This window comes from Proteocatella sphenisci DSM 23131 (assembly GCF_000423525.1).
Taxonomy (GTDB): domain Bacteria; phylum Bacillota; class Clostridia; order Peptostreptococcales; family Filifactoraceae; genus Proteocatella; species Proteocatella sphenisci.
In genome coordinates this window covers 202,927-209,014 of sequence record NZ_AUID01000001.1, presented here as the reverse complement: position 1 = coordinate 209,014, position 6,088 = coordinate 202,927, and the positions used below count along the sequence as shown (strand labels likewise).

4 protein-coding genes and 1 tRNA gene are annotated in these 6,088 nt (G+C 35.1%); 3 read left to right on the top strand and 2 right to left on the bottom strand.

The window, feature by feature from the left end; all coding sequences use genetic code 11:
- Positions 1–308 precede the first annotated feature (308 nt).
- Both G558_RS12025 and G558_RS0100990 read right to left on the bottom strand, forming a co-directional pair.
- Positions 309–2,747 carry a transglycosylase domain-containing protein gene (locus G558_RS12025; RefSeq protein WP_051188383.1) on the bottom strand — a complete coding sequence of 813 codons (2,439 nt, stop codon included), beginning with the start codon at positions 2,745–2,747 and terminating at the stop codon, positions 309–311.
- 122 nt (positions 2,748–2,869) lie between these two features.
- Positions 2,870–2,946 (bottom strand) — tRNA-Arg (locus tag G558_RS0100990).
- Positions 2,947–3,166: 220 nt separating this feature from the next.
- Here G558_RS0100990 and cdaA point away from each other — a divergent pair.
- From cdaA to G558_RS0100975, 3 genes are read left to right on the top strand one after another with little or no spacing between them, the layout of a single operon-like run.
- Positions 3,167–3,973, top strand: a complete 807-nt coding sequence (cdaA, locus tag G558_RS0100985) for a diadenylate cyclase CdaA (protein WP_028828484.1) — start codon at positions 3,167–3,169, stop codon at positions 3,971–3,973.
- Complete coding sequence (locus G558_RS0100980; RefSeq protein ID WP_028828483.1) at positions 3,974–5,164, top strand: CdaR family protein; 1,191 nt, start codon at positions 3,974–3,976, stop codon at positions 5,162–5,164.
- An 8-nt stretch (positions 5,165–5,172) separates the two neighbouring features.
- Positions 5,173–6,075: a phosphate butyryltransferase gene (locus G558_RS0100975; RefSeq protein ID WP_028828482.1), complete on the top strand. Its 903-nt coding sequence runs from the start codon at positions 5,173–5,175 to the stop codon at positions 6,073–6,075.
- Positions 6,076–6,088: the final 13 nt, after the last annotated feature.

Genomic DNA, 6,088 nt, shown 5'->3' with positions numbered 1-6,088 from the left:
CATCGTACATCTGAAAAAGTATATAAAGAATTTCTTTTATACGCTGTAGGAAGAAATTTAAATAAATATTATCGCTTCGCGAAGGAAAAAATCAAAACCTACGAAGCAAAAACAGCCTAATCCTATCGGGTTTTTATAAGTCATGAGAAAATATCAAATGGCTTTTTTGTCATACAATAAATATTAAATTAAACAAAAAAATCCTAAATTATTCAGTGCTCTACATTTTTGTAGATGTTGAATAATCTAGGATTTTTAATTATTAAAGTTTAGGGGTCAAAAAACGTCATTCTCCGACAGCCCCTTTTTTATTGAAATAATCCATTTCCATCGTCATCTGACTCTGGGGTATCGGGTTGTTCGTTATCTGTTGGAGTTTCATTTTCTGGATTCTTTTTATCTTTATCATCTTTTTCATCTTTATCATCTTTTTCATCTTTATCATTTTTTATTGCATTGGCCTTGCTTTCATCGTCAAGCAGACCGTCAGTCACAATTGGAGCGGAATGTTCCATGCATGTTTTTGAAGGAACCGTTCCTGCAGCAAAAATTTCACTGGCTGTTCTTGTACAGTAAGGTCCCTTGATCAGTCCGGTTTGAAGACACACAGTAGCACTAGTCATCCCAGATGGAGCTATAAAGTTCTTTGCAGGCATACCTGAATGAACTCTGTTCATAATTTTTCCCCATAAAGCAGATGGAACATCACTTGATTTATTCATGTCTTTTGGCTGATCCTCACCAATCCATAGTGCACTTGTGTAGTAAGGCGTATATCCAGCAAACCATATATCTTTTTCATCGTTAGTTGTACCAGTTTTTCCAACTGTATCAAAATTTCTGACTTTTGCTCTTCCACCAGTTCCACGATTTACAACGTCTTTCATTATGTCAGTCATTATATATGAATTTTGAGGAGTTGCAATTTGTCTTGTCAGTGGCGTATTCTCATAGAGCACGGTTCCGCTGGTATCTTCGATTTTTGTTACAAATATGGGTTTTGTATATTTTCCTGCGTTAGCAATTGACGCATAGGCAGCTGTAAGATCAAGAGGAGTAACCCCTTTTGTCATACCACCAAGTGCCAGAGAAAGGTTTTCATCATTTACTGAGGAGTTTACATCTCTTGTAACTATTGTTGAGATTCCCATGTTTTTCATGTAGTCAATCATAGTTTTGGTGCCTACTTTTTGGGCAACCTGGACCGCTCCTACGTTCGAAGATTTGATTACTAAATTTCTTAATGTGGTAGGACCATCATAAGAACTGAAGTTTTTTGGCCAATATTCGCCTTTTTCATTTTTGATTGGTTCGTCAACTATGCCAGAAGCTCCAGTAAACCCGTTTTCCAGAGCTGGAAGATAAACCGCAACGGGTTTTATTGATGAACCTGGCTGTCTGGGATTTAAAGCTCTGTTGTATATCTTGTTTCCACTTATTCCTCTTCCTCCAACTAAAGCCTTTATCTGGCCAGTGTATTGATCCATTATTACAGAAGCAACTTGTGGTTGGGGTATCCCGTCGGAATCGATTCTGCTTCCTGGGAAATTAGCTGGGTTGTTTACTTCTTCTTCAAGTATATTCTGTATGCTGGTACTAAGCGTTGAGTATATTTTAAGTCCTCCGCCATAGAGAATCTCACTTGCATCCTCTTGGGAATAACCTACTGACTCAAGTGCTGAAATTGTCTCGATTTTTACTTTGTCTGCAAAATAAGAAGAAATGTTTGACTGCTTTTTCTTTCCTAGATTGATTTTAATAGGGTATGATATGGATTCATTATATTGAGATTCGGTGATGTATCCATTTTTAAGCATCATTTTGAGTACGATTTCCTGTCTCTCTTTTGAATCGGGGTTCAAAACCGCTTTTCGGGCATAATAATCATTTTTTACAAGCTGATTGTGTTCAAGGCTTGAAATAAGTCCGTTTCTTAAAAGTTTATCATATGTTTTCAGTTCGTCTGTTGTTGGCTCCGGAGTTTCACTGTTGCTTGGGATCAGACTTACCTGCATGTTAGTAAAATCCTCATCTGAAGAGATCGGAGCAGTTACATATGCAGAAAATTTGTAAGGATTCTGAGTTATTCCGGCTATCATTGCTGACTCGGGAAGGTTTAGTTCGGATACATCTTTATCGAAATAAACATGAGCTGCTGCCTGAACGCCTCTTGTTCCTCTTCCAAGCCCAATAGTGTTAAGATATGCGTGAAGAATTTGATCTTTACTCAAAGCTTTTTCAATCTCAAGAGCATAGTAAACATCTTTAAGTTTTCTTGTCCAGGTTTTATCCATAGTAGTATACATGTTTTTTGCAACCTGCATTGTAATTGTGGAAGCTCCCTGAGCAAGACTCATAGTCTTGATGTCATACCATAAGGCCCCGAAAATCCTTTTAATGTCCATTCCATTGTGCTCGAGGAATCTTTCATCTTCGACAGCAATTACTGCATTTTGAAGATCAACAGGTATTTGTGAAAGCGGGACGATGCTTCGGTATTCACCATTGGATATTTTTTCAATCAGTGAACCCTTGTCATCAAATATAAAGGAACTTTCATCAAGTATCTCAGAAATTTTTGTAGGGTCTATAGGGTCTGCCGTTTTTATGACAATAAGAGCAGCGGCAACAGCGGTAATTCCACCGGCAAAAATCACAATAGCAAGTATTAGAGATATCAGCCTAGCAAAATTTATTTTTCTTTTTTTCTTTTTTTTATGTGGTTTTTGTTCCAAATCTTTGTCCATTTTAAGACCTCCTAATCCAGTATATTATATCATAAATTTTTACGGGTATATAACTAATTTATAAAAGTTACGATAATGTAATAAAAAATAGCTCTGTGCAGAGATTGCAAAGAGCTAAAAAGTGGTGCACCCAAAGGGATTCGAACCCCTGACACGCGGCTTCGAAGGCCGCTGCTCTATCCAGCTGAGCTATGGATGCATAAGTAAATTCGTACATAACATCATAGCATAAAATATATAGTTATGGAATAGGATAACATCAAAAAAAAATATTATTTTATAAATTAATGGTTTACATATAAAATATGTTTAGATAATAACTGAAATTTGAGCAGATAGTATTGAAATATGGGCTTAAGTATGAAATAATATAGAAATAAAAGTGTGAAAATAATAAGAAATGGGGGTGCCATAGTATTATGTGGGAACTAAAAGATATAATAATGAATATAAGCATATTCGATCTAATAGATATTACTATAGTTGCTTATGTTTTTTACAACGTGTATCTTCTCATTAAAGAAACCAGAGCGGAGCAGCTAATTAAAGGAATAGTGGTACTTCTCCTTACAAGCAAGATATCAGAACTGATGCAGTTTCAGGTTATACACTGGATACTGAAGAATACTATGACGGTGGGCCTGATTGCACTTCTTATTGTATTTCAACCCGAGCTCAGAAGAGCACTCGAACATATAGGCAGAACTAAGTTTCTTATTAAATCTAACATAGAAGGAAGTGTAGATATAGATAAATTAGTTCCAGAAATTATTCATACGGTAAATTCTCTTTCAAAATCCAAAATAGGAGCACTTATTGTTTTCGAAAGAGACACAGGGCTTAATGAAATTATTCAGACAGGTACTCTTGTGGATGCAAAAATAAGCAGACAGATACTTCGAAATATTTTTATACCAAACACTCCTCTTCATGATGGAGCAGTAGTAATAAGAGGTGACAGAGTCATGGCAGCAGGATGTTTCCTTCCGCTTACAGAAAACAACAAACTCAATCAGGAAGTTGGAACACGGCACAGAGCGGCTCTTGGAATAAGCGAAAAATCAGACTGCATATCACTTGTGGTGTCTGAAGAAACAGGTGCCATATCTATAGCTGACAATGGGAAATTGTTCAAAAATATAGGCGAAGAAGAGCTTGAGACCTATTTGAAAAAAAACCTTAAGAGGGACGATGAAAGAAAATTGTTCAGAAAAGGTGGTGAATAGATGTTTAAACACTTTAAGCATAATTTCAGAATTAAAATTTTTTCTATAATATTTGCATTTATTATGTGGATATACGTTATGTCTGAGGTAGATCCTATTGTTATCAGGAGTTTTGAGAATATCAATATAGAGACAATTACGAATATTGACGAAATCAGAAACAACGGTTTGACATTTGCATATGGACAAAATTTTCACGTAAAGGTAGATTTCAGGTCAAAAAGATCAACACTAAATGAATATATAAAAAATGGGGTTAATCCCAAAGGTCAAATATATGATCCCAAAGAAGGATCAAATATGATGCAAATAGTAATGGATTCGCCTAAAGAAATAGAATACAGTATAAATCCTCTTCAGATTGAAGTTATACTGGAAAGATCTGTTATAAGTATGAAAAATATCGTAATAAATACAGATGGAAATCTAAAGAGTGATTATGTAATAAAGCAGATAAAGCCTAATCAAGCTGGATTATATGTTGAGGGGCCACAATCCCAGGTAGAAAAAGTTGTTAATCTATCAGGAACGGTAAAACTTGAAAATAATTATGCGGACTTTAGTACTAAGATAAATGTAGTACCTTTGGATGAAAAAAATAATATAGTTGAAGGGGTTACTATTAGAGATTCCTCTGTTATAGTTGATGTTGATTTGGATAAGACAAAAAATGTACCAGTTAAAGTTGTTTTTGTTGATGATGAAAACCAGGTTATTGAAAACAGTTCATTCAAATCAACAGTCGAAAATATAAAGATACAAGGCAGTGAAGCAATTGTAGATTCAATTGCATCTGTAAATACTGTTCCAATCAAAGTGTCAAGCTTTAATAAGCTTGCCGGTTTAACATATGAGCTGGAAAAAATTGAGGGGATACAATTTACTGATGATAAGATAAAGGTAAAGGAAATAGAAATGGAGCTTCAGGATCACTTATTTAAAATTCCCAAAAGTGACATTTCACTTACAGGTGAAGTTAAAGCTGAAGAAATAAGAGGAGCTCTTCCAAATGAAATAGAGATCAAGATAATTGCAGGTAAAGAATATTCAAACAGGATAAATCCTGATAATATAAGAATATTGATTAATAATGAAAATTTACAGGAACAATACAAGCTTTTATATGAAGTGGACTTTCCGATTTTCAGCATTAAGATAACACCCGATGTAATAAACATCGTCGACAATTAGGAGGATAAATGAAAAATTTCAGTGAAATAATGGAAAAAGTTAAAATAAGCGGACCCAAACGTATTGCAGTTGCATGTGCCCAGGATGAGGATGTATTGAAATCTGTAGACATGGCAAATGTAGCAGGGATTGCAGATGCGACTCTTGTGGGAGACAAAAATTTAATAATCGATATTTGCAAAAATTTAAATATAGATTATAATAAGTATGACATCATCGATGAACCAGATAATAAAAATGCTGCGGCAATAGCTGCAAAACTTGTTTCAGACAAGAAAGCAGACATACTTATGAAAGGTCTTGTAGATACGTCAGTAGTACTAAAAGCTGTTTTAAACAAGGAACTTACTTTGAGAACAGGTAATCCAATAAGTCATGCTGCAGTTTTTGAAATTCCAGGTTATGACAGACTTATTTTTGTTACTGATGCAGCAATGAATATAAGTCCTGATTTAAATTCTAAAGCAGCGATTATAAGGAATACAGTAAAACTGGCCAATGCACTTTATATTGATGAACCCAAAGTGGGGGTTATATGTGCAAAAGAAAAGGTTGACGAAAAAATGCCTGCAACACTTGATGCTCAATCGCTTGTAGAAATGAACAGAAGTGGTGAAATAGAAGGTTGTATTGTTGGGGGACCATTTGCTCTGGATAATGCTGTGAGTGAAGAAGCAGCCCATCATAAAGGTATAAGCGACCCTATAGCAGGGAAATGTGATATACTCTTGATGCCGGATATTGAGGCAGGAAACGTCCTTTATAAGGCGATTTCTTATTTTTCAAAATCAAAAATAGCTGGTATAATACTTGGCGCATCAAAGCCTATAGTATTGACATCAAGAGCTGATTCAGAAGAGACGAAGATGTATTCTATAGCCTTGGCTGTATTATATTCAAGTAAATTCTAATAATTTGGAGGAA

Excerpts from the sequence above, each read along its gene's own strand:
- cdaA (WP_028828484.1), top strand. The coding sequence starts at position 3,167 with ATGTGGGAACTAAAAGATATAATAATGAATATAAGCATATTCGATCTA.
- G558_RS0100980 (WP_028828483.1), top strand. The coding sequence starts at position 3,974 with ATGTTTAAACACTTTAAGCATAATTTCAGAATTAAAATTTTTTCTATA.
- G558_RS12025 (WP_051188383.1), bottom strand. The coding sequence starts at position 2,747 with ATGGACAAAGATTTGGAACAAAAACCACATAAAAAAAAGAAAAAAAGA.
- G558_RS0100975 (WP_028828482.1), top strand. The coding sequence starts at position 5,173 with ATGAAAAATTTCAGTGAAATAATGGAAAAAGTTAAAATAAGCGGACCC.